The following is a 23,766-nucleotide window of genomic DNA, read 5'->3' as shown; positions in this document are numbered from 1 at the left end:
GCTTTTCACACTAGCGAATCCGGAGTAGGCACTCAAGGATTGGTAACAAAACGATAGAGATAGCTCGATTAGGAGACATTTCTTCATGTTGGACTCTATCGATAGATGTGGCTCAGTACAAGACTTTCATCGACTGACAGGATTTTCTCTATGGATTAGTAACCGAAAGATCTATTACAGAACGTCATATTTTTTCGATTCTAGGTTCAATTAACTTTACAAACAGGGGTAACATAGTCAGTAGGTAAATATTCTCATGAAGTTTACCCCTCACCTTTGGCTTAGTCTGTCAAAGATATGTTCTGTGGGACTTGGTGGACAATTACTTGCCTCTGTTGTTTCCCGAAACATGTGATTTGCCACTCCCCCGATCGCTCAGTTATCGCCTTCAAGCGCGTCTGGCTCGTTACATTCCTTTACCTGCCAGTCCTCCACTTGGGATAAGTGGGCTTCTTTGCGGATTAGGCAGGGGTTGCGACTCAAAATCATCACTCAGCAACCCCGAAGCTACTGAATTCCCACAACCCCTTGAGTAATCAAGATGAGCACCCAATTCCCTTGGTTAACGATTATTACTCTGTTTCCTCTGGTCGCCTCTCTGCTGATTCCAGTGCTGCCAGACAAACAGGGTAAAACAATTCGCTGGTATGCGCTGTCCGTTGGTTTAATCGATTTTGCTCTTACCATCTATGCCTTCTGGCAAAATTACGACCTACAGACACCCGATTTTCAGATGGCAGAAACCTATGCCTGGGTGCCACAACTGGGGTTGAATTGGTCACTGGCAGTAGATGGCATCTCGATGCCTCTGGTAGTGCTGGCAGGTTTGGTGACAACGTTGTCGATGCTGGCAGCATGGCAGGTGAAGCAAAAGCCGCGCCTGTTTTATTTCCTGATGTTAGCGATGTATAGCGCCCAGATTGGCGTGTTCTGCGCTCAGGATATGCTGCTGTTCTTCTTAATGTGGGAGTTGGAACTGGTTCCGGTCTACATTTTGATTTCGATTTGGGGTGGCCCCAAACGGCTCTATGCCGCCACCAAGTTTATTCTCTATACCGCGATCGGCTCTGTGTTTATCCTGGTTGCCGGATTAGCGATGGCATTCTACGGTGGCAACGTCACCTTTGATATGCGCGAGTTAGGACTGAAGGATTACTCGCTGACGTTTGAATTGCTGGCGTATGCTGGTCTGTTGATCGCTTACGGGGTCAAACTGCCGATCTTCCCACTCCATACCTGGTTACCCGATGCTCACGGTGAAGCTTCGGCTCCGGTATCAATGATTCTGGCGGGTGTACTGCTGAAAATGGGCGGTTATGCCTTGATCCGGATGAACGTAGAAATGCTACCTAATGCCCATGTCTACTTCGCTCCCCTACTGGCAATTTTAGGGGTGGTGAATATCATCTACGGAGCCTTGGTGTCCTTTGGGCAACGCAACCTGAAGCGCCGGATGGCATATTCCTCCATTTCCCACATGGGTTTTGTATTGCTCGGCATCGCGTCTTACACCGAAATCGGTATGAGTGGTGCAGTGCTACAAATGGTGTCCCACGGCTTAATTGCTGCTGCTCTGTTCTATCTATCCGGTGTGACTTATGAGCGGACTCATACCCTGATGATGGACAAGATGGGCGGCTTGGGTAAGGCAATGCCGAAGGTTTTCGCTCTATTCACGATCGGTTCAATGGCTTCTCTGGCACTCCCCGGTATGAGTGGGTTTGTCAGTGAACTGGCGGTATTCGTCGGGTTCTCGACCAGTGATGCCTATGGCTCTAGCTTCAAAGTTGTGGTCGTCCTATTGTCTGCCGTTGGTCTGATTCTGACTCCGATCTATCTGCTCTCAATGCTGCGGGAGATCTTCTACGGCAAAGAGAATGCGGCTCTGGCTGCCAGTGGCGAGTTGTTTGATGCCAAACCCCGCGAGATCTTCATTACCGCTTGCTTGTTGATTCCAATCATCGGCATTGGGTTGTACCCTAAACTGCTAACTCAGACCTACGATGTCAAAACGGTACAGGTAGCAAGTCGGGCTAGAACAGTGGTATCCACGATCGCGCACCAGCCGGGAGACAATCTCTCGCGGATTTCGGTTGCGCCCAGTTTGCCCACGACTCCGACCACGGAACTATTAGGGCTTGTGAAGTAAAAACTGCCAGGTACATCAGCACAAGTACCTCATCCACCGGATGCTGTCCCAGTGTCCGGTTTTTTGTTGGCAGTGAAAATCCGGCTGGGTCGGGTAACTCGTATACTGTGGATCGATCGCTGCTTAATTTGACTGAAACTGCTATGAAACAAACCCTGATTGCCGTCTTGACCGCTCCGATCGCGGCTCTGTTGCTCAGCACTCATGCTTGGGCAGTGGTTCGTACTCAAGTGGTGGAGTACAAGCATGGTGATGTCGTGCTGGAAGGTTATCTTGCTTATGACGATGCGATTCAGGGCAAGCGTCCGGGCGTGCTGGTCGTACATGAGTGGACAGGATTGGGCAAGTACGTCAAACAACGGGCAGAACAGTTAGCCAAATTGGGGTATGTTGCCTTTGCGATCGATATGTATGGCAAAGGTATTCGTCCGAGTAACCCCAAGGATGCGGGAGCAGAGGCAACCATTTATCGATCGAATCGTCCTTTAATGCGCGATCGTGCCAGGGCAGGGCTGGCTGTACTCCAACAGAATGCCTTAACGGATGTCAGTCGGATTGCGGCGATCGGCTATTGCTTTGGCGGTGGCACTGTATTGGAATTGGCTCGCAGTGGTGCGCCTGTGGCTGGAGTCGTGAGTTTTCATGGCAATCTGGATACACCGAATCCGGCAGATGCCCAGAATATTCAAGCCAAAGTCTTGGTGCTGCATGGAGCCGATGATCCCTATGTGCCCCCCGAGCAAGTTTCTGCTTTTGAAACCGAGATGCGGAATGCCAAAGTCGATTGGCAACTGGTGAGCTATGGCAACACGGTACATAGTTTTACGAATCCCGAGGCAGGCAACGATCCCTCGAAGGGATCTGCTTATAATCCGATCGCCGATCGCCGATCGTTTGCCGCCATGCAACAGTTCTTTGCCGAACTGTTCTCACCGGCAGCGCGTCCTGCCTCTCAGACTTCCTCTCGCTCAGCGGCACGACTATTGCCCCCTGGTACCCGCCTGATTCCGCGCCTAATTAACCGTCCCCAATGACACCACAGCCGCCGATCGATCGTCAGCGTGAACATCAGGCAAACGAGCGGACGTTTCTCGCCTGGTTGCGAACCTCGATCGCCTTAATTAGTTTTGGGTTTGCGATCGCTCGGTTTGCTTTATTTCTCCGGCAATTGCAAGCGACGACGACTGGACAGGAAGTGATTATGCATCCAGTGTTCAGTTATGAAAATTTTGGGATTGTCATGGTGATTTTAGGCGTGGTGACGATCGCCCTGGCGGCATGGCAATATAACCGAGTGTTTTGGCAAATTGAACGAGGCAATTACCGTCCCAACCGCTTGATGGTCTGGAGTATGACGGCATTAGTGATTACGTTAGGACTGATCAGCATTCCTTTGATGGTGTGGCGGACGTATGAATCGCGATCGTCACCAAGTTCTACAAAGCTACGTTCAAGTCGATCGAGTTACGATCCTGCCATGCCGTTTTGGGCGATGCACCGCCGTCGCTAGATCATCATGTTTCTCTTCCTCTCTAAACTTTTACCGTTATTTCTGTATCCCCTAGGTTTGGCATGTGTCTTGATGGTGGTGGCGCTGGGCATGTTGCTGTGGAAGCTACCCCGGAGACTAGCGGCGATCCCGATCTTGCTGGCATTGACTGTGCTTTTAGTCAGTAGTAATGGCTGGGTCAGTAATGGCATTGTGCGATCGCTGGAGTTTCAACATTTGCCGAGCGGAGAATTACCCAAAGCGGATGCGATCGTGGTCTTGGGTGGTGCGACTAAACCTGCCTCCCCGCCCCGTCCCTGGGTGGATTTAAGTGAAGAAGGCGATCGGGTAATTTATGGAGCCAAGTTATATCGGGAAGGGAAAGCCCCTCGGCTGATTTTGGCAGGTGGACGGATTGATTGGTGGGGCGATCAACCTTCAGAGTCGGCGGATATGGCGGCAATTGTAGAGTTGATGGGCGTTCCTAAGTCGGCGATTCTGCAAGAGCCGGATTCTTTAACGACCTACGAAAATGCTGTGAATGTGAAAAAAATTCTGGATGCTCAAGGGATTCGGCAAATTCTGCTGGTGACATCGGCAATGCACATGCCGCGATCGCTATTGATCTTTCAGAAACAGGGGATTGATGCGATTCCTGCCCCAGTCGATTTTTTGACCACCGATCGCGACCTGCAAGCGATGCAAAGTTCGCCTCAGTCCGTTCTTCTTACCCTGATGCCAGAAGCCGATCGCCTGAAGGAAACCACTCGCGCTCTGAAAGAATACCTGGGTACTGTGATCTATCGGTTACGAGGATGGTTGTAGGGTAAGCTAACAGCAAACGTAGTGCATGGTTAGCCACTCCCATTGAAGTGAATTATGAGTGAGAGTTTATCGGATATCCAGGTCAAAGCTGGGGCAGTGTTTGAAGCTGGGGTTAGCGTACCTGTGAGTTTTGGCAATGATGCCGTCGCAGTGCAAGCCGCACGACAAGGAGTAGCCCTCTGCGATCGCTCCCATTGGGGTCGGATTCACATCTCGGATAGCGATCGCTTAAACTTCCTGCACAACCAAAGCACGAATGATTTTAAGTTGCTTAAACCCGGTCAAGGGGCTGATACGGTATTTGTCACCTCAACGGCGCGGACGATCGATTTGGCAACGGCGTATGTCTTGGATGACACGGTGTTAGTGGTGGTGTCGCCCAATCGCCGCGAGTATTTGTTGCAATGGCTCGATCGCTATATTTTCTTCGGTGATCAAGTTGCGTTGACGGATGTGACTACATCAACGGCGATGTTTAGTCTGATCGGGGCAGAAAGTGATGCTGTGTTGCAGCAACTAGGAGCAGATACCTTAATTGGTCAGCCCAACGGCAATCATCTGGAACTATCACTAGCAGGACACTCTGTTCGGATCGCAGTTGGCAGTGGCTTAGCGCTACCCGGCTATACCGTGATTATGGATCTTCAGTCTACTGTGGATGTTTGGCAAGCTCTCACGCAGGCAGGGGCAGTGCCAATGGGCGATCGCGCCTGGGAACAATTGCGGATTGAGCAAGGACGACCGATGCCCGATCGCGAACTCACAGAAGATTTCAATGCGGTGGAAGCCTGTTTATGGCAGGCGATTTCGTTGAATAAAGGCTGTTATATCGGACAGGAAACGATCGCCCGATTAGACACATACAAAGGCGTAAAACAACAGATTTGGGGCATTCGCTTACAGCAAGCGGTAGACCTCGGTACACCAATTACTATCGACAATGAGAAAGTCGGAGTTCTGACTAGCCTGACTGAAACTAACGCAGGATGGGTTGGGTTAGGTTATGTGCGGACAAAAGCGGGGGGAAGTGCTGGACTCACGGTTCAAGTGGGTGAGAGTCAGGGCGAATTGGTGGATCTGCCATTTTTACAACGAGAACGGCAATAGCTCCAAAACGCCAAAGGGGCAGATCTTGGATCTACCCCCTAATTCAACAATTATCTTTCTGTACGGGCGCGGCATTCGGCAGGAATTTTCGGGGCAATGGCAAGGGCTTTTTACCGTAGCCTGCTTCCCGAAGGGTGTGCCACGCCCCTACACAAAATTACACCTGAATCAATCTGCAACCCTAATTAAACTAAGCGGAGTTCGGGATACTCAACTAAGAGATCGTTTTTGCTCAGCACTTCGTTTTCTGCCTGAGGTGTCCAAAGGACTTCGAGTGCCAGTAGACGATCGCTCGCTACTCCCCCTAACTGTTGCAATGCCCGCCGGAGATCTTCGGAACTATTCACCTGCGGTAGATCCAGTTTCCCTTCCGTCCCTACTAAGAGGGTGACAACAATGTGTTCACCAGGCTCCTGGTTAGACTCGACCAAAGCTCCATTCGTTTCTCCGGCGGGTAAACTGCCTACGGTGGGGGCTTGTCGCAGTTGGTTATTGACATTTGAGAGGGTTTCCCGACTGAATTTGCTGCGTTCTGCCAGGGCTAACCGATTAAACTGGGCTTCGGCAGCCGCCAGTTTGGTTTGCTGGACGGTGGTATTGCCATGTGTCCAGTATTCGGGATGGCGTAACAATGCTAGTGACGTTTCTTGCAAGACTTCGGCTAATCCCTCGGTCGAACCCGTATTAGCGGAGGCAGCAATCTGATTCAGTTCAGTTTGTAATTCCCGCGCTTCTGCCAGTAGGCCTACCTGTACCCGCGCTACGGAGATGGTCGGGTTGCTGACCGCATCGTAGCCTAAGCTGTCATCGGTTGATCGGGCACGACGGAAGCTCTGTACTAGGAAATTGGCAACTCCTAGGAAAATTAGGATGGTAAACAAGCCACCAAATCCCCCTCCGATGCCAAATACCGGGAAGAGGAATGGGAAACCAATCCCACCACCGGGATAGTATCCACCGCCATAGCCGCCATAGCCACCTCCAGGAGGAGCATAACTACGTGGGGCAGGAGCCACCCGAGTCGGAGCCCGGAAGGAACCACCACCAATCCGACCCCCACCAGCGGCTAGAGCATCGTTACCATGACCGAAGGCAAGTGCAATTACTAGCACTCCCAACACGACTGCTCTGAGTAGGGGTTTTATCCAAGCTGTCAGTTTTTTATTCATAAGCCGTCTTTATCCAGACCCTTTCAAACAATGATGTGGCAGTCATTAGGCTACACTTACCACTGTACCGTCTTCCTTCCTGCCAGGACATCGACTCCAGGGCAAGTCTTGGGCGAGATCACCGCCCGATCGTGGCGAGTTTCCTCACCATCCCTTGACGATCGCTCAACTCTGCCTACAATAAAAGGTAGAAACGTAAAGATTTGTAACTGAAGAAGGACGACAAATGACTCAACCTCAACCTACTGTTACCCCCAAGTTAAGCGAACCCAAGTTTGGTTTCAATGAGTATGCTGAGCGTTTGAACGGTCGTGCTGCCATGATTGGCTTTGCTCTCGCCTTAGCGATCGAGTATGTCACGGGTCACGGTCTATTACAGTGGCTCGGTTTGAACTAGATCCAACGATTAATTTGAATTAACTGAATCGGAGGGGTGACGATCGCAGGCTAATCTGCTTGGTTTACCCTTCCGATTTTGATTAAGGAGTATCGTTCTGGGCTTAAGAACTCGACTTTAGACTAAATGCAATTTTCCGCTATATGTAAGGGCAAACGGCCGTTCGCCCCTCCTAAATATGGGGTATTTTTTGAATTAGTCTAAACTTCAGTAAGAAATTAGCGGCAGGACGATCGCGCAAATCACAAATAGGATCAGCAAACAGTACCAAATCCAAGTCCAGATGATTTCGGCTTGGGTAGGTGGGATCAGCACTTTTTTCATCGTCATCACTGGGACAGGTCGTAAGGACAACCAGACACTATCCCGACAAACCGGTTCATATTTCTGGGCTTGGTAAAACGGTACTCCGGTGAGAGAAGCGGATACCCAGAGGCAGCGAATATTTCGCTCTAGAGCGGCTTTCTCTAACGTGGCTAATAACTGTCGCCCAATGCCTTGGCGGGCAAAATTGGGATCGACAAAGAGAGCATTAATCGAGGGTTGGGATAAGGCGAGAGCGCCAAAACCAACAATTTGCCCTGCCATTTCTGCCACAAAAATTTGTTCTTGCCATACCCGAATATTGGCTTTGCTATCAATCAATGCCTCTAGTTGTTCTGGGGTATAGTCTTTGGCACACAGGGTTTGAATGGAATCAACTTGTAGCCGGACTAGATGGGGCATGTCATCCGATCGCGCTAGACGAATGGCGATCGCAGTAGGAGATGGGGACACGAGTAGATCCTTACAGCAGTCGGGGTAATTGCTAGACAGCTACATATTTTCTGGCAGAAATTTCGTGTGCTGCCGATCGAGCTACAACCAGAATGCCCAAAATTCGGTGAACACTAAAAAAGCTGAGAACCAAGAGTCAACTTAGTTCTCAGCCTTCAGGTTAAGTAAACGGTGATTAACCGATCAGTTGCTTCACTTTGCTGATGATGCCGTCTGGATCAATGCCCTGGTGGGGATACTGTTCCCATAGCCCACCGCAGCCCTCTTCATGGGTGCCGAGGTAAGCGTACTTGGGAGTGAAACCCCGCTCCAGCAACCAGGAACCAAAGCGACTACCTAAGCCAGTCTTACGGTTAAAGGCTTCCACCACTAACACGAAGGGAGATTTACCGATTTTGGCGATCGTGTCTTCATCGACTACATTCAGGGTGGGTTTGTTGATTAACCCTACATCAATTCCTTCCTGCTTCAGCCGTTCAACTGCATCCAAGGCACGATACAGCGAATCCCCAAAGGCAACGATATAGCCAGCTTTCCCTTCCCGCACCACTTCGTCTTTACCCGGCACAAAGGTATAGCCTTCCCCATACAGGTCTTTGCCATCGGTTCCCAGAATCATCGGGGTTTTGGAGCGGGTGGAGAAGATAAACCGCAGACCGGGATCGGAGAACACCGCTTCTACACAGGCTCTCATTTGATGGGCATCGGCTGGGAAGTATAGCTTGGTGTCGTAGCCGTCATCCAACCCGTTATCTGCGAAGAAGTTGTTGATGCCAAAGTGGCAGGTGTTGTCTGCCATATCGTCAATCCCAGAGTGGGAGAAGTGACACAGCAGGTTGGAGTAGTTCAACCGCGCCATCGTAATTTCGGAAATACACATTTCCAGGAAGGCGGCAAAGGTGGCAAAAATCCCTTGCTTACCTTTTTCCATCCCGAATCCGGCAGCAGCGGAAATATTACCCCGCTCCATAATGCCGGAGGGAATGAAGACTTCGGGATGGGCATCGTGAATCTTCTTCAGACCGCAGGAGCCTTCCAGGTCACTATCAATCACGACGACGTTGGCTTTACGTTCTGCTTCGCTCATCCGACCGAGAATGCCGACCACCGCATCACCAAACACGTTGCGGTTAGAATCCCATTTGTCGCTAACACCCAGGAAGGTATAGGTTTGCTTAGGCGTTTCGATCGCTTTCAGGTAATTGACCGCATCGGTTAAACCCCGTTGTTCCAGGTAGGCGATCGCCAGTTTGACCGAAATCACATCATGCCCGTGGTTAGACCCTTCCAGCCCCTCAATTCCAGGACACATGGGGCGCTTGTTAATCACCGCCACGGGGCCGGGAGTATTGATTGCTTCGTAGATCCGGCTATACAGCCCATCCAGATCTTCGCCATCGCCTTCCAACACCTTCACGCCATGTCCAGTCAGAGTTTTAGCCACACTAAATCCAGGCAGATACTTAGAAGGATGTCCAGCGATCGTCACATCATTATCATCAATAATCAGTTTGACGTTCAGGTGTTGGGCGACGGCTAACCGAGCGGCTTCCGCATCATCCCCTTCCTGCTGCGAACCATCGGAACCCAGACAGAACACAGCCTTGCCAGGATTGGCTAGTGCAACTCCGTTAACATAGGGCCACATGTGTCCCAACCGACCGGAACTAAATTTCACCCCTGGCGTTAAACCTAATTCGGGGTGTCCCGGCAACTTAGACCCTGCTTCCCGGTAGCGCATCAGTTGTTCGGCAGGCAGTTCCCCATGTAGAGTTGCCATCAAATACTGAGTCCCCACCCGGTGTCCAGCTTCATCAAAGAAGATGGGGACAAATTTCTCGGCGGCTCCCCGGAATAGGGCATCCAGGATCATCACCTCGGGCACCGTGTCGTAGGGACCACCCGTATGACCACCCACGCCTCTCGCTGCTCCCGTTGCCGTGAAGAAGATGATCGCATCCCGGCAGAGCTGAATATTCGCTTTGAGGGCTTCGCGCTCATCATTGGTGAGCGTAGGTTTCGTGGGATCTAAGGCGATGGGTTTGTAGGCAGATAAATCGATCGGGAAGCGAGTGGTCGTAGTCGTCATGGGTGATTAGTCCTGATTAGGGCGAGGTTGGGAAAACTGACACCAAGGGAATAACGTGAAACTCTTCAGAGTAGGAGCCAGAGATCCCAAGTAGAGAAATCTTTCTGGCATTGCCTACCAATCGTCACGCCATGAAAAATTTCTCACGTCAATAGCAACATGAGCATAAACACCTATTAGCTTACCATCATTCAGATTCGGCAAGAGGGTCTACTACCGATATTTCTTAAATGCCAGCGTCACGTTATGACCGCCAAAGCCAAACGAGTTAGACAGGGCAACGTCCACGGTCTGTTCCCGGCTCTGATGCGGCACATAATCCAAATCACAGGCTGGATCCGGGTTATGCAGGTTGATGGTGGGGGGGACACGATCGTTCGCGATCGCCATGACGGTTGCCACCGCTTCAATCCCACCGGAACCACCGAGCAAATGCCCGGTCATGGATTTGGTAGAACTAATCGCGATTTTATAGGCGTGTTCACCCAATGCCGTTTTAATCGCGGCGGTTTCGTTGGAATCGTTTGCAGGCGTACTCGTGCCGTGGGCATTAATGTAACTGACTTGATCCGGAGTCAGATTGGCATCCTTTAATGCCAGGGAAATCGCTCTCGCTGCCCCTTCACCACCGGGCACTGGAGATGTCATGTGGTAAGCATCACAGGTCATGCCATAGCCGACGATTTCGCCATAAATTCGGGCACCCCGGCTGAGGGCATGTTCCAGTTCTTCCAGAATCAGGATACCAACCCCTTCACCCATGACAAAGCCATCCCGACCTTGATCAAATGGACGACAGGCCGTAGCGGGATCATCGTTCCGGGTAGACAGGGCCCGCGCCGCCGCAAACCCAGCAACGGATAGAGGTGTAACGGCGGCTTCCGTCCCCCCACAAATCATGGCCTGGGCATAGCCCCGTTGGACAAACCGAAAGGCATCCCCGATCGCATTGGAGCCTGCCGCACAGGCAGTGACGGAGCAGGAATTCGGTCCTTTTGCTCCCGTGTGAATGGCGGTGAGTCCGGCGGCCATATTGGCAATCATCATCGGAATCATGAACGGACTACAGCGATCGGGGCCTTTGGTCAAATAAATCTCTTGTTGGTCTTCCAGGACTTTGAGACCACCGATACCCGTCCCAATCAGGACTCCCACCTGTTCCGCATTCAGGTCATTAATCACCAATTGGGCATCTGCCAAGGCCTGTTTACTCGCTGCTACGGCAAACTGAGCAAAGCGATCCATGCGCTTGGCTTCCTTGCGATCCAGGTATTTTAGGGGATCGAAGCCTTTGACCTCACCGGCTATCCGACAGTCGTGCCGAGAGGCATCAAACAAGGTAATGGGGGCAATGCCGTTGCGCCCACTCATTAACCCGTCCCAATACTCAGAGAGGGTGTTGCCAATTGGGGTAATCGCGCCCAGCCCTGTAACGACAACGCGCTTAAGATCAGCCTGTGTCATGGTTTCCGTCAACGTTTGAGGGGTCAGTGCCCACAATAGAATAAGGGTTAAGGAGGGAGTTATGAGTTAGCCGCGAACCGCCGCTGTTTGAACTCATAACTCACATAAAGACTGAAAGGTGCGGTTAGGCAGAGGCTTTCAGTTGATTGTTGATGTAGTCAACCGCTGCTTGAACGGTGGCAATTTCTTCCGCCGCTTCATCCGGAATTTCGATATCAAATTCTTCTTCCAGCGCCATCACAAGTTCTACAGTATCCAGGGAATCTGCTCCCAGGTCGTTGGCAAAACTGGCTTGCGGAGTTACTTCGCTCGCATCCACGCCCAACTGTTCCGCTACAATCTTTTGTACTTTCTCGAAAATGCCTGTGTCGCTCATATGGTCGTCCCTTGTTGAATGCGATGACTATGGGTTCAAGCCAGAACGATCGCGCTATCGTTTGGTTTGCCCGGCTCATGAGTTGAAAATGATCTCGTTACCAGAGTGATCTGATTTCGAGCATTTTCTCATCTTATCTGAAAGCGCGATCGCCCGAGTCAGTGAGAGGCGGTTTCTCAAGTGGAACTCGATCAGTCGATCAGTTCCCGCAACGATTGTTCCTGGCGCTTCACAGCAGCGAGCAACTGGGCATTTTGCAAAATTACCCCAGCCTGGTTGTTAAAAATTTGCATGTATTTCTGATCACTGTCATCAAAGCTGGTCTGGAAGCACTCGGGAATCTCTTGCCCAAAGATTGGCTTGGCATCGGACTCGTCCCCCGGTATTTTTTTGTTGACTAACTGGGTGACCCCAATCAGTTCCCCATCCGGATTCAATACAGGTGTACAGAGCAGACTACAGGTACGATAGCCACTTTTTTCATCGGTGTGGCGGGCTGTGGTGGAATCGGGATGATTATATAAATCGAACGGGATATTGAGGGATTCTCCCGTGGCGGCGACTCGACCGGCATAGCCCTGCCCGATTTTGACTCGTAGTTCCCGTAAGCTGCCATCTTCAAACGGAATTTTTGTCCATAATTCGTCGGTTAAATGATCGACGAGCCATAGGGTGCTGCGATCGGCGTTCATCAATTCCTTGGCGGCTGCCATCACCCGGTACAGAATATCTTCCGGTTCCAGGCTACTCTGACTCACCGATCGGGTGGCTGCCATTAATGCGGCGGCGACTCGCTGACCTCTAGCGGTCTTATGGTAGGAGCAGAAGCTTTCCAGAATCATTTGGATTAAGGGAGCGCTGGCCGCGAACTGTTGTTGATCTTTAGTAGTAAATCCCCGTTGATCCACTTTTTCGGCCAGGGAAGTCTGACTGTCTGCACCGGGCTTGAGTTTGTTGAGTAATTGGATCACCGCAATTAATTGACCATGCTCATTCAGCATCGGCATTGCCAGCATGGTGTAGGTGCGGTAGTTGTTGCGTTTGTCTTGCAGTTTGGCGGTTTCCGATCGCGGATCGGCGTAAAAGTCGTAGGGAATATTGATCACCTGTTTGGTGCGAGCCACTTCGCCGACGATGCCTTTATCCGCCGGAATCCGGATTTCCAGGGAGCGATCGCTGCCCTCTGCCTCGGCAATGATTGACCAGAGTTCATTGCGCTCCTCGTCTAACAGAAAGATGGTGGTGCGATCAGCACAGAGCGACTTACCAATCTTTAGAGTGATCGATCGCAGCGTTGTGTCCAAAATATCGTCAAATCCCTGGTTATCCATGACTTGATTCAGCATGGACAGGGTTTGCATCACCACATTTTGGGGACTATTTTCCACCTGGCGTTTGACGGCAGCATACTGATGGGCATTGTGCAGCGCGACTCCCACCTGAGCATTAAAAATCTGCATATACTTCTGACTATTGCGATCGAAGCTGGCTTGAAAACACTCCGGGGCTTGCGGCCAGTTGCTCGGATCGTAGTCAGGAAATTCTCCCTGGCGACGTTTGTTGACTAACTGAGTCACCCCTAACAGTTCCCCATCCGGACTCCAAACGGGCATACACAGTAAGCTACAGGTGCGGTAGCCGGTTTTTTGGTCAGTGTTCTGGGCGGTTTCGGAGTCGGGATGCTCGTAGAGATCAAACGGAATATTTAACGGTTCACGGGTAGCCGCCACTTTACCCGCAAAGCCTTGTCCCACCTGAACGCGGAGTTCCCGATCGGAACCATCCTCAAACACAATCCTCGTCCATAATTCCTGGGTGTCATGGTCGAGAAGCCACAGCGTGGAACGATCGGCGTTCATCAGTTTCTTGGCTGCCTCCATCACTCGCCCAATGATTTCCTCGGAATCGAGGCTACTTTGAGACACCGATCGGGTGGCTTCTGCTAACGCCTCCGAGGCTTGTAACCGTTGGGTGAGTTTGTAGCAATCCTGACACCGCAACAGAATCCGGAGAATTGCCGGGACATATTCTTCCAGTTGCTGCCGATTAGCTTCCGTAAAGCCCTGGGGATGAATGCGATGGGCTAAGGGTTCCCCCGGAGCATAGACCCGGCGTAATTTATTCGCCAGTTGGACAACCGCGACAATCTTTTGCTGTTCGTTAACGAGGGGAAGTACCAGTTCGTTATAGATCTGATAGTCCGTTTCCGACTGGGCAGTCGGTAGGTCTGAGCCAAACGAGCCATCGACAAGCTTGCGAATATTCGTGACCTGACCTTCGTTGGTTTTGTTGGTAATGATCTGAATTTCTGGATAGCCGCCCCTATCCCGGTGGGCAATGATTGACCAGATATCATTCTTTTCGTCGTCAATGAAAAAAATTGTGGTGCGATCGACATGCAGTAGCTCTCCCATGCGGACGGTGATCGAGCCGAGAATTTGGTAGAGAATATCGGCAAAATCTCGTCCCTCCATCACATTCAGCATGGAGAGCAGCTTTTGTTCCTGGCTGACCACCAGTTGCATAAAGTCGGCTTGCAACTCTGCCAGCGATTTGATGATCCAGCTTTGGTTAAATACATTGGCGTAGATGCGGTTGTAGCAGGTGAGCTTGCCCGATCGCTTCACCACTAACCCAGTCAGCCGCAATTCCATTTGCTCCGGATTGTCGGTCGCGGGAACTTCGCCTTGCCATAAAATCTGCTGATATAGATCCAATAGGCCGCGTCCGCGTTGCCCAATTCGTACCAGCCGATCGCGGATTGCCTTCAAATGCGGCGGTTCGTCGGTAGCTTCCCAGTTAATGATCAAATGCGATCGCACTAATTGTTCGACCCAAGCGGCTTCTTGACCCGTAGGAATGGTGTCCTCCGAGGTGGCAATTAGCTTACAAATCTTCTGGGTTAAAAATGGCTGTCCCCCCGTCCAATCTAGAACCGCATCCAGCACCGCCTCAGGATTAGTCACAATCGGCGCTAAGCCATCGACCAGCGGCTGCACTTCCGATCGCTGAAATCCATTCAGTTCGATCGCCCGACCGATATTAAACGGAGTTCGGTTTTTGTCCTGAATCAGATCCGAAGGCGTAGCGACTCCCAGCAAGGCAAAAGTCAGGCGATCGTATTCATTACAGGCTCGGATGAAGGCAAAGAAATCTTCAGTCCGAAAATTCAGGCTGAGAACGCTATCAATTTCATCAATGAAAATGACGATTTTCTCGGGAACGGACTCCAGTAACACTTGCTCAATGAACTCACTCAACCGTTGAACCGGGGGGAGATACTCGCGATCGCGCAACCAGCTTTTTAGATCCAGCTTTAGGTTAAAACTGGTGACAAGTCGGCGCATCAGTCCGGCATACCACTGATCGGCAGTGATTTCCTGGCTGCCAATCTTGTTCAGATCGATCGCGGCTCCAATCATGCCCTCTGCCTGCAAGTGGTGCATCGTGCGTACCCGCAGGCTGGTTTTGCCCATTTGCCGTGAGTTGAGGACGTAGCAAAATTCTCCTGCCTTCACGCCTTCATAAAGGTCGCGATCAGCTTGTCGTACCACGTAACTGGGGGCATCCAGGGATAGGTGACCGCCGACTTTATAGGTATATGTTGCAGGGTGAGAGCTGACCATCGGAACTCGTAGGGGTAGATGGGGGCTGTTAGCGTTGGGCTAACCGTTGACTGAAATATTGCCGATACAATTCAAACCGTGATGTCACCCGATTGCCATGAAGCTGCACTAACCCGAGACTATGGAGCTTAAAGGCTAGAACCGACTCTAACTCGATCGGCTCATTGGCAGCTACTACCCAACTCAGGGCGGTTGACAATTTTGGATGTTGTTGCAAATTCCACAGGTGGCGGCGCAAATGATCGCCGTAAATCCCCGCTTCCGTGGGAGCCGTGGTGAGTAATTCTGCCAGGGTAAGGTGCTGTTGTGCCAGGTGATAGAACGCTAATCGGATCAGATAGGGATGGCCGCCGACAATCCGCATCAATTGCTCAATTTGCGATCGCTGCCAGTTCAACCCATGCCGTTCTGCCAGATCCAATACCTGTTCTGGACTGAATTCTGAGAGTTCGATCGGCAACCCCACATTAAACGGGGACTGATTCACATCCAGGGGAATATAAACCTCCGTGGAATGGACAATCACCAACCGCAGCTTTTCCCATAAACCACTGCCACTATCGCCATAGCCTGCTTCCTCGTACCAGGCTCGCAGTAAGCCGAAGAAGTCATCTGCGATCGTCGGGTACTGAAAAATCCGATCAACTTCATCCAATCCCAACACCAATGGCGTATTGATTTCTGATAGCAAACAATCTTCAAAGTAAGCGGTGCAGTTGTCCTTACTGCCAAAGGTATCCGACCAGTATTCATCTACCGCATGGGGCGATCGCAGCTTGCGAGCTACCCGACTACAAAACCATTGCAGAAATTGATTCAAGTTGGCAAATACCCCAGCATCAGCATGTTGAAAGCTCAATGGCACTGTGGCATAACCCTGTTCTCTCGCCTGCTGCAAAATTCTGGACATGAGGGATGTCTTGCCCATTTGCCGGGGGGCTTTAATCCGAATCAAGGTTCCCGGCTGCAAGATCTCCCGATAACACTGGGCTTCATAGGGCGATCGCTCGACGTAAAAGGCAGAATCTAACCGGACTTGTCCCTGAGGCAGTTCCGGATCGGCGACAGGGGTGGGGGCAGGTGGAGGAGATGGGGGAGATGAGAGAGATAAGGAAACTACTGCCTGACCTTCCCTATCCTCCTCACCTTCCCTATCTTCCCCACTTTCCCCACCTCCCCACCTTTCCTGCCCACTGACACAAGCCAACACGGTTTGCACAACTGGAATGGTGTCACGGTTAGAAGACCAGGTGAGGGAACGAATGTCCTGGAGGTAGTTGCGTAGATCATGGTTGAGGCGATCGTCGGGTAGGTAGCCCAGGCGAATCGGCAGGACGATCGGGCGACGGTTGGGGCTGATCGCTTGTAAAAGTGTGACCTGGCGTAATTCTTCGATTACCATTTCGCTGACTGCCGCTTGGGGTGACAGGAGTAGTAAAAAATAGTCACACTGCTGCAAGTGGGCGTAGATCTGGGTTAACCAGCGATCGATCGGAACTGGCTCACTGAAAAAGTCATCAGGGACAGTAATGATGGCTTGATGGCCGGCAGCCGTAATGGCTTGAGACAACTGGTTGGCTAAGGTGCGATCGGGCTCCTGGTGGCGATAGCTAATAAAGATTTGTTGGGGGGAATCAATGGGGGCTGGAACAGATAAGAATTGTTCTGATAGAAGATTAATACTGTTGTCAGCCTGCCGTTGGGCTGCTCGTTCTAAGGCACCCCGAAATTTTTTTTTAGTAACTTTCTCTCCACAGACAGTCGATAACTTTTGCCAAAGTTTATATCCTACAGACTTCTCGACATACTCTGGATTTAAAGGATAGATCTCATCATAAGTGCGTCCTGCCCAAGAACCGATAAATACTTCTCGTTCTAAATCATTCAGTCGCTTGCCAGTATGTTGATAGATTAAGCGATCGGCAAGTTCTAAAGCTTCCCTAACGTCCATAACAGTTCAGAATTAACCCTCGGTTCTCAGGATGAAAATAAGGCTGCAATAGATTGACCATTAAATCGGTAAAAGGTTAAGTAAATAACTTAATCTAAGTATGGTTCATTGGTTAGTTTTTATTGAGATGGGAGTGTTATGTAATGACAAACGATCAATGAGAGTCCTGCTTTTCAAGCTTTATTCTGCCTTAATTATAAAAAAGTTGAAGTAACTCATTTCTGATCTAGATCACATATCTCGATCGATATAAATAAAAGCCTCCTGATTATCTCATACTAAGGATGTAGATATAATTAATCAGTAGATCTTTCGTAGTTTTGATGAGGTTTTCTGAGCTATGAATTAATTATAAGAAGATGAGTTTTTATGAGGTTTTTAGATCACAGGCTTAATTGATCGAGATCACAATAAATAACGTGAATCTCATGAGCTTTTCTGGTTCTCGTTTAATCAAATTTTCGCGAAGCTAAGAGTATGAACGGTTGCTAAAAATGATGCTCCCAGCAGCAAACGCTTCAACTGTGCTTCGATTGGCTAGAGGAAACTATTATGTATACCCCCACTGAATTTATAATTCGTCGCTGTGCCGAGTCTTTGCAGGCGGGCTATCGCCAGATTTACAGTGTTCAAAAACCGGAATATGCTGACTTAATTGAGTGGGTAGCGACCACCGCCTTAGAGGCAATCGCCACCAGTGATGCGCTTTACCACAACGTAGAACACACCATTTTGGTAGCCGAAGTGGGGCAGGAAATTCTCCGGGGCAAGCAACGGCGGGAAGGTGATGTCACCTGCCATGAATGGCTAACGTTTATGATTGCGCTTCTGTGCCATGACATCGGTTATGTCAAAGGGGTATGTCAGCAAGACTGTCCGGCGGAACGGATCTTTGCTACTGGTGTGGATGATGCTGTCATTATCCTGTCTCCGGGGACAACCGATGCCAGCCTGACCCCTTACCACGTCGATCGCAGCAAACGGTTTGTGCTGGAAAACTTCAGTCACCATCCCTTGATTGATGTGGCTGCGATCGTCCAGCAAATTGAACTAACCCGCTTCCCCGTTCCCGATGCACCGGAATATCGCCAGATGGGGAATTATGCCGGACTGGCGCGGGCGGCTGACTTAATTGGTCAGTTAAGTGATCCGCGCTATCTGGACAAACTTCCTGCCCTGTTTTATGAATTCGAGGAAGTGGGAACGACTCAAGCGCTGGGTTACAACCATCCTGCCGACTTGCGGGCTAGCTATCCCAAGTTCTTTCGCCATGTCGTCAGTCCCTATCTGGTGGATGGCATTCGTTACCTGGGCATGACTCGTCAAGGCAGACATATTCTGGCAAACCTCTACGCTAACGTAGTGCAGGTCGAACGGGAACAAAAGGCGGCATCCGTCGAGACGGCTCATGCCAATCCGGTGCTGGAGGACTCTCGCTTGGATGTGTCTCCAGCCACATCTACGAGTTTTGGTATTCCCACCGACCAACCTACGTCTCCACGCTTGTTCTGGGGGGAGTTTGATACAGAAACAACCTCTAATCCGTTAGGAGTGTGGGCAGATGCACCGGGTAGACCACTGTCCCCTGGCGATCGTCCGCTCGGCATGCCCTACTTTGTTCCTAAACAGCTATAAGGTTGGTTGGGGCGGGGGATAGATGCTGCGCCCTCACCTTAATCATCTAAAATCCATTCCGAAGCTCGTTCGCCCAACTCTAGAGGAATACTGACGGCTTTGCCTAACCGGGGACGATCGCGGGTTTGTTCAATATATCGGCGTACCGTTTCCGTACTGTCCCAAGCCACTAAGTAGCTAGCAATGGCATCTAAATGCGCCAAATATTCCGCTTCTGTCATCGGAAAAGATACCTGTTCCAGATACTTCCACATCACCAATACAAACACCTTCCGCTGAATGCGGCGTAGTTGCAGGTCATAGGAGTAACCCCATTTATTCAGAATGATCTGGCGTAACTCTTGTCCGGTCATAACAGGGCTAGCCACTTGCTTGCACAATTCAGCATAACGGTTTCAGACGATCGCCATCGTGCCAGATTGGGACTACTCCAGGCAGGATCCATCTCTTAATATTTCGTATCACTTTTAGGGATCCGGACTTAGCTATGATTTCTAGCGACACGAAATGTAATAATTTACCGTATAGAAGCTACAAACGGCATCCATAGGAAATTGTTGCGGTTCTTGCGATTCGCATAGCGACCTGCCTTGGTGGAATTGCGATCGAGCCTTAATCTAACAGATGGTGACCTGTGGGATTAAGCCGCCTTAATTCCATGCTCACGATCGTGAGCGATTGCCCAGTGCTTGCTAAGACTCCTTCATAAGAGAACCTAGACCTAGTCATGACTCAACTTTCTGGATCCTCCGACGTACCTGATATGGGTCGTCGCCAATTCATGAACTTACTCACCTTCGGTGCCATTACGGGGACAGCCCTCGGAGCCCTGTATCCCGTAGTCAAGTATTTCATTCCTCCCTCTTCTGGTGGTGCTGGTGGCGGTGTGACTGCCAAAGATGCGTTGGGAAATGATGTCCTCGTGAGCGATTTCCTGGCAAGCCATAACGCGGGAGATCATGTGTTAGCTCAAGGGCTGAAAGGGGACCCCACGTACATTGTGGTCAAAGAGGACAAATCGATCGCTGACTTTGGCATTAACGCGGTTTGTACCCACCTGGGCTGTGTCGTGCCCTGGAATGCGGCTGAGAACAAATTTATGTGTCCTTGCCACGGCTCCCAGTACAACAGCGAAGGAAAGGTTGTGCGGGGTCCGGCTCCTCTGTCTCTGGCACTGGTTCATGCCACCATTGCCGACGACAAGGTGAACTTTACGAACTGGACTGAAACTGACTTCCGTACCGGCGAAGATCCCTGGTGGGCATAAGCGCCGATTCGCTGATCCTAATTGGCTACTGAGACACTGCACCCAAATGAGAAATTTTTCTTTATCCCTGCTATTCCGCCGTCCGGCGATCGCGTTTAAGCCTGCGTTAATGGCGATCGTGGCAATCACCGTTTTTCTAGCGGGAAACTTTGCCTTCCCCCAAGCTGCGGCGGCTTATCCGGTTTTTGCTCAACAGGCTTACAAAAATCCTCGGGAAGCAACCGGACGGATTGTTTGCGCGAACTGCCACCTGGCAGCTAAACCCACCGAAGTTGAAGTGCCTCAAGCCGTTCTGCCTGATACGGTTTTTGAAGCGGTGGTGAAAATTCCCTACGATACCAGCGTTCAGCAAGTTGTGGGCAATGGTGAGAAAGGACCGTTAAATGTTGGTGCTGTTGTGATGCTGCCGGAAGGCTTCAAACTGGCACCAGAAGATCGGATTCCTGAGGAATTACAAGAAAAGGTGCAAGACCTTTATTACCAGCCCTATAGCGAAGATCAAGAAAATATCATCGTTGTTGGTCCACTGCCCGGTGAGCAGTACCAGGAAATTGTGTTCCCGATTCTCTCCCCCGATCCGAACCAGGATAAATCCATTCACTTTGGTAAGTATTCTGTCCATGTCGGTGGCAACCGGGGTCGCGGTCAGGTTTACCCCAATGGTGAAAAGAGCAATAACGCTGTCTTCAACGCCTCTGCGGCCGGTCAAATCAGCCAGATCACTAAGCCAGAAGATGGTGGTTATGAAGTCACCATTCAAACGGCGGATGGTAGCACTGTCGTTGACACCGTTCCTCCGGGCCCAGAACTAATGGTGGCAGAGGGGCAAGAGGTAAAAGCTGGCGATGCCTTAACCGTTAATCCTAACGTGGGTGGTTTTGGTCAAGTCGATGCGGAAATTGTGCTGCAAAGCCCCAACCGGATTGCTGGACTACTGGCATTCTTCGCGATCGTGGTTATTTCCCAAATCATGCTGGTTCTGAAGAAGAAACAAATTGAGCGAGTCCAAGCCGCCGAAATGGAATTCTAACTGGATTAGCCATTGATTGGACGACAGGGTAGGGGGCGTTCCTACCCTGTTTTTGTTATGTCGGTAGATGTAGCTCCGGGCAGTCGTTTCAGCCAAAACAAAGGGTGAGCCAGCGACAGAACTCACCCTGCACCTCAATTTCCTTGCAAATCCGTCAACCAGGTCGCCAACATCCGAAGCGACTTTAACGAGTTCCTGTCCCTGTTGAACTATTTGGGCTCCCTGACCCTGCTCCCTGTTCCGGTGGAGTATATTCTTGCGTAGCGTTGGTTAGTTCACTGCGATCGACTGAAGTGTAACGCCAAGCTCCCGCTAGCTCAAACGCCAACACTCCTGATGATGTCATGGCTTGAACACCAATCACTACAGATATCACGCAGAGTGCCTGAGAAAAAGTACTCATGGGAGCCAAAAAGGACCTCTATACCCCTCATTGTATTCTCTTCAAGGGAATTTGAACAGTATATATACTGAATTTTTATGAAATTATGCTGAATCAAGCTTAAAAATATCCTTGACCCACTATCTAAAATGCCGGGTAGCATGGTAAGGATTCTGGCGACTCAATTGGTCAAATCACAGGGGTGAAGTTTGTCAGATTTGATCAGGATTCGATTGATCTGGCAAAAAATGAAGTCAGGGTTCTGCCCACAAAGCTGAGTGATGGCGTGGTCTAGGGAATAGTACTGAACCACTCTCTGCCCGACTAGCAAGATTTCACCTATTCTTCACATACTGATGTGGGGAATGGCTTCCTACGATCGCATGAGTTGGTGATGGATGACTTAATTTACCTCCACAACCTCTACTGTTCCGGAAACTTTGAGTATCTACTGAATGAGTTACATATTCCCATACCTCCTCTACCGGGGTGATAAAGATTTCAGTAAATTGGATGAATAATTTGTGTAATTTGTAACTTGTATTGATTTGGCTAGAGGTTAGTTAATTGGGAAATCAGGAATGTGACTTTCCAGTGAACTGATTAACAGCCACTTTGAACCTGCTTTAACGGCAATATTCCTATTTGCTGCAATTGGCATAGGTAGGGTGAGCTTATGTTAAACAAGATACATTGGTCAAAGAACTGTTTAGTCGCGAGCTAACATTCACCCAATAAAGTAGTTGACGAATCAAAATGTTCTCTGTTAGGTTCAACTTAACTTCATTGCAAATCTAGCGGTTGTATCATGCTGCACTGCCCTAACTATGGTTATTTTTGGTTTACCACGGTTCACCTGGAGTGAATGTCCTTCAACATGGCATTCTCCAGGTGAGCCGCAGCATTAGGTCTGCGGCTTTTTAGTTTTTAGTCAACTAGGTCTAGTAATTATGATGACGATCGCTGGCAGTTGGTTTTATAGCTTTACGTTTTGGCCCAGAGCATGTTCCGGGTAGGTTTGTCACATCGTGATTTGTCAAGCCCGGAGCCTCTAAGTTCCGGGCTTTTTTGTTGCTTCCTTTGTTCCATTGCACTGTATTAATTTCAGGAGTTACCCAAGTGTTGGACGCTAAATTGACCCTTAAATCCCATCCTCAGCATCGATCGTCAATTCAGTTATCTCCCCAGGTGACGATCGGTGGTCGAACCATCGTTGTGATTGGGGGCCCCTGTACGGTCGAGAGTTTGGATCAAATGGAGCAAGTGGCTCGATCCCTCTCGACCGTTTCTGTATCTGCCCTGCGAGGGGGGGTATATAAGCCGCGCACCTCTCCCTATGCTTTCCAGGGAGCGGGGATTGATGGCTTACGGATTCTGGCATCGGTACGGGAACAGTTTGGGTTGCCCGTAGTGACCGAAGTGATGGCGATCGACCAGATTGAAACTGTAGCTGCCTATGCCGATATGCTGCAAGTGGGTAGCCGCAACATGCAAAATTTTGAATTACTCAAGGCGCTAGGTCGTACCCATAAACCGATTTTATTGAAGCGAGGGTTAGCGGCCACGATCGAAGAATTTGTCATGGCGGCTGAATATATTCTGAGTCACGGCAACCCGAATGTGGTGTTGTGTGAACGGGGCATTCGCAGTTTCGATTCCTACACTCGCAATGTGTTGGACTTGGGGGCAGTCGTTGCCCTGAGGCAGTTAACCCATCTACCGGTGATTGTTGATCCGAGCCATGCCGCTGGCAAACGGGAATTGGTTGCCGATCTGGCAAGAGCCGCGATTGCCTGTGGTGCTGATGGCTTGATCATTGAATGCCATCCTGACCCCGATCGTTCCGTCTCCGATGCTCGTCAAGCTCTATCTCTGTCGGCTATGGCAGATTTAGTTCAAAGTCTGGAACCTATTGCGACAGCGATCGATCGGCAGATCCTTAGCTCTAAAGAATTGGTGGTGTGTTAGGGAGAGGGAGATGGGGAGATGGGGAGATGGGGAGCTGTCTCTTATACACATCTGACGCTGCCGAC

The 23,766-nt window shown here is 50.3% G+C and carries 19 protein-coding genes; 10 read left to right on the top strand and 9 right to left on the bottom strand.

The window, feature by feature from the left end; translation table 11 throughout:
• Positions 1-541: 541 nt before the first annotated feature.
• The 5 genes from ACN4EK_RS19110 to ygfZ all read left to right on the top strand — a co-directional run bounded on the left by ACN4EK_RS19110 (position 542) and on the right by ygfZ (position 5,570).
• Positions 542-2,149: an NAD(P)H-quinone oxidoreductase subunit 4 gene (locus tag ACN4EK_RS19110; RefSeq protein ID WP_431659744.1), complete on the top strand. Its 1,608-nt coding sequence runs from the start codon at positions 542-544 to the stop codon at positions 2,147-2,149.
• A gap of 143 nt (positions 2,150-2,292) precedes the next feature.
• Positions 2,293-3,183, top strand: a complete 891-nt coding sequence (locus tag ACN4EK_RS19105; RefSeq protein WP_431659743.1) for a dienelactone hydrolase family protein — start codon at positions 2,293-2,295, stop codon at positions 3,181-3,183.
• Entirely contained in the window at positions 3,180-3,659 is a 480-nt protein-coding gene (locus ACN4EK_RS19100; protein ID WP_431659742.1) for a YidH family protein, read from the top strand. The genes ACN4EK_RS19105 and ACN4EK_RS19100 overlap by 4 nt, the downstream gene beginning before the upstream one ends.
• 6 nt (positions 3,660-3,665) lie before the next feature.
• Positions 3,666-4,463 carry a YdcF family protein gene (locus tag ACN4EK_RS19095; protein WP_431659740.1) on the top strand — a complete coding sequence of 266 codons (798 nt, stop codon included), beginning with the start codon at positions 3,666-3,668 and terminating at the stop codon, positions 4,461-4,463.
• Positions 4,464-4,517: 54 nt separating this feature from the next.
• A complete protein-coding gene (gene ygfZ / locus ACN4EK_RS19090; RefSeq protein WP_431659739.1) occupies positions 4,518-5,570 on the top strand; it encodes a CAF17-like 4Fe-4S cluster assembly/insertion protein YgfZ in 1,053 nt (350 codons plus the stop codon).
• Positions 5,571-5,755: 185 nt separating this feature from the next.
• On the opposite strand, the gene ACN4EK_RS19085 is transcribed toward ygfZ, so the two are convergent.
• Complete coding sequence (locus ACN4EK_RS19085; protein WP_431659738.1) at positions 5,756-6,739, bottom strand: DUF1517 domain-containing protein; 984 nt, start codon at positions 6,737-6,739, stop codon at positions 5,756-5,758.
• A gap of 226 nt (positions 6,740-6,965) precedes the next feature.
• Between ACN4EK_RS19085 and ACN4EK_RS19080 the strand changes: the two genes are divergently transcribed.
• Positions 6,966-7,136, top strand: coding sequence for a hypothetical protein (locus ACN4EK_RS19080; RefSeq protein WP_431659737.1), 171 nt, complete (start codon positions 6,966-6,968; stop codon positions 7,134-7,136).
• 207 nt (positions 7,137-7,343) lie between these two features.
• Here ACN4EK_RS19080 and ACN4EK_RS19075 read toward each other — a convergent pair whose 3' ends face one another.
• From ACN4EK_RS19075 to ACN4EK_RS19050, 6 genes are all read right to left on the bottom strand, one after another.
• Complete coding sequence (locus ACN4EK_RS19075; protein WP_431659735.1) at positions 7,344-7,913, bottom strand: GNAT family N-acetyltransferase; 570 nt, start codon at positions 7,911-7,913, stop codon at positions 7,344-7,346.
• 175 nt (positions 7,914-8,088) lie between these two features.
• The gene (locus ACN4EK_RS19070) at positions 8,089-10,002 is read right to left on the bottom strand and encodes a transketolase C-terminal domain-containing protein (RefSeq protein WP_431659734.1); all 1,914 of its coding nucleotides are present in this window, start codon (positions 10,000-10,002) and stop codon (positions 8,089-8,091) included.
• A gap of 213 nt (positions 10,003-10,215) precedes the next feature.
• A complete protein-coding gene (fabF, locus tag ACN4EK_RS19065) occupies positions 10,216-11,466 on the bottom strand; it encodes a beta-ketoacyl-ACP synthase II (RefSeq protein WP_431659733.1) in 1,251 nt (416 codons plus the stop codon).
• Positions 11,467-11,590: 124 nt separating this feature from the next.
• A complete protein-coding gene (gene acpP, locus ACN4EK_RS19060; protein ID WP_431659731.1) occupies positions 11,591-11,842 on the bottom strand; it encodes an acyl carrier protein in 252 nt (83 codons plus the stop codon).
• Positions 11,843-12,033: 191 nt separating this feature from the next.
• A complete protein-coding gene (locus tag ACN4EK_RS19055; RefSeq protein WP_431659729.1) occupies positions 12,034-15,468 on the bottom strand; it encodes a GAF domain-containing protein in 3,435 nt (1,144 codons plus the stop codon).
• A gap of 28 nt (positions 15,469-15,496) precedes the next feature.
• On the bottom strand, positions 15,497-17,419 hold the full coding sequence (locus ACN4EK_RS19050) for an AAA-like domain-containing protein (RefSeq protein WP_431659727.1): 1,923 nt from the start codon (positions 17,417-17,419) through the stop codon (positions 15,497-15,499).
• A 552-nt stretch (positions 17,420-17,971) separates the two neighbouring features.
• On the opposite strand from ACN4EK_RS19050, the gene ACN4EK_RS19045 reads away from it, so the two are divergent.
• A complete protein-coding gene (locus ACN4EK_RS19045) occupies positions 17,972-19,054 on the top strand; it encodes an Npun_R2479 family HD domain-containing metalloprotein (protein ID WP_431659725.1) in 1,083 nt (360 codons plus the stop codon).
• Between the two features lie 38 nt (positions 19,055-19,092).
• Here ACN4EK_RS19045 and ACN4EK_RS19040 read toward each other — a convergent pair whose 3' ends face one another.
• Positions 19,093-19,422: a DUF3067 family protein gene (locus tag ACN4EK_RS19040; RefSeq protein ID WP_431659724.1), complete on the bottom strand. Its 330-nt coding sequence runs from the start codon at positions 19,420-19,422 to the stop codon at positions 19,093-19,095.
• A 359-nt stretch (positions 19,423-19,781) separates the two neighbouring features.
• Between ACN4EK_RS19040 and petC the strand changes: the two genes are divergently transcribed.
• Both petC and petA read left to right on the top strand, forming a co-directional pair.
• The gene (petC, locus tag ACN4EK_RS19035) at positions 19,782-20,321 is read left to right on the top strand and encodes a cytochrome b6-f complex iron-sulfur subunit (protein ID WP_431659723.1); all 540 of its coding nucleotides are present in this window, start codon (positions 19,782-19,784) and stop codon (positions 20,319-20,321) included.
• 46 nt (positions 20,322-20,367) lie between these two features.
• Positions 20,368-21,351, top strand: coding sequence for a cytochrome f (gene petA / locus ACN4EK_RS19030; protein WP_431659721.1), 984 nt, complete (start codon positions 20,368-20,370; stop codon positions 21,349-21,351).
• Positions 21,352-21,535: 184 nt separating this feature from the next.
• On the opposite strand, the gene ACN4EK_RS19025 is transcribed toward petA, so the two are convergent.
• Positions 21,536-21,754, bottom strand: a complete 219-nt coding sequence (locus tag ACN4EK_RS19025) for a hypothetical protein (RefSeq protein WP_431659719.1) — start codon at positions 21,752-21,754, stop codon at positions 21,536-21,538.
• A gap of 1,098 nt (positions 21,755-22,852) precedes the next feature.
• Between ACN4EK_RS19025 and aroF the strand changes: the two genes are divergently transcribed.
• A complete protein-coding gene (aroF, locus tag ACN4EK_RS19020; protein ID WP_431659718.1) occupies positions 22,853-23,701 on the top strand; it encodes a 3-deoxy-7-phosphoheptulonate synthase in 849 nt (282 codons plus the stop codon).
• The last annotated feature ends 65 nt before the right edge of the window (positions 23,702-23,766 follow it).

This window comes from Pantanalinema rosaneae CENA516 (assembly GCF_050753385.1).
Classification (GTDB): Bacteria; Cyanobacteriota; Cyanobacteriia; order Leptolyngbyales; family Leptolyngbyaceae; genus Pantanalinema; species Pantanalinema rosaneae.
This window is presented reverse-complemented; position numbering and strand designations above follow the sequence as displayed.

Coding starts and splice junctions, on each gene's coding strand:
- ACN4EK_RS19110 (WP_431659744.1), top strand. CDS start 542: ATGAGCACCCAATTCCCTTGGTTAACGATTATTACTCTGTTTCCTCTG.
- ACN4EK_RS19105 (WP_431659743.1), top strand. CDS start 2,293: ATGAAACAAACCCTGATTGCCGTCTTGACCGCTCCGATCGCGGCTCTG.
- ACN4EK_RS19100 (WP_431659742.1), top strand. CDS start 3,180: ATGACACCACAGCCGCCGATCGATCGTCAGCGTGAACATCAGGCAAAC.
- ACN4EK_RS19095 (WP_431659740.1), top strand. CDS start 3,666: ATGTTTCTCTTCCTCTCTAAACTTTTACCGTTATTTCTGTATCCCCTA.
- ygfZ (WP_431659739.1), top strand. CDS start 4,518: ATGAGTGAGAGTTTATCGGATATCCAGGTCAAAGCTGGGGCAGTGTTT.
- ACN4EK_RS19085 (WP_431659738.1), bottom strand. CDS start 6,739: ATGAATAAAAAACTGACAGCTTGGATAAAACCCCTACTCAGAGCAGTC.
- ACN4EK_RS19080 (WP_431659737.1), top strand. CDS start 6,966: ATGACTCAACCTCAACCTACTGTTACCCCCAAGTTAAGCGAACCCAAG.
- ACN4EK_RS19070 (WP_431659734.1), bottom strand. CDS start 10,002: ATGACGACTACGACCACTCGCTTCCCGATCGATTTATCTGCCTACAAA.
- fabF (WP_431659733.1), bottom strand. CDS start 11,466: ATGACACAGGCTGATCTTAAGCGCGTTGTCGTTACAGGGCTGGGCGCG.
- acpP (WP_431659731.1), bottom strand. CDS start 11,842: ATGAGCGACACAGGCATTTTCGAGAAAGTACAAAAGATTGTAGCGGAA.
- ACN4EK_RS19055 (WP_431659729.1), bottom strand. CDS start 15,468: ATGGTCAGCTCTCACCCTGCAACATATACCTATAAAGTCGGCGGTCAC.
- ACN4EK_RS19050 (WP_431659727.1), bottom strand. CDS start 17,419: ATGGACGTTAGGGAAGCTTTAGAACTTGCCGATCGCTTAATCTATCAA.
- ACN4EK_RS19045 (WP_431659725.1), top strand. CDS start 17,972: ATGTATACCCCCACTGAATTTATAATTCGTCGCTGTGCCGAGTCTTTG.
- petC (WP_431659723.1), top strand. CDS start 19,782: ATGACTCAACTTTCTGGATCCTCCGACGTACCTGATATGGGTCGTCGC.
- petA (WP_431659721.1), top strand. CDS start 20,368: ATGAGAAATTTTTCTTTATCCCTGCTATTCCGCCGTCCGGCGATCGCG.
- ACN4EK_RS19025 (WP_431659719.1), bottom strand. CDS start 21,754: ATGAGTACTTTTTCTCAGGCACTCTGCGTGATATCTGTAGTGATTGGT.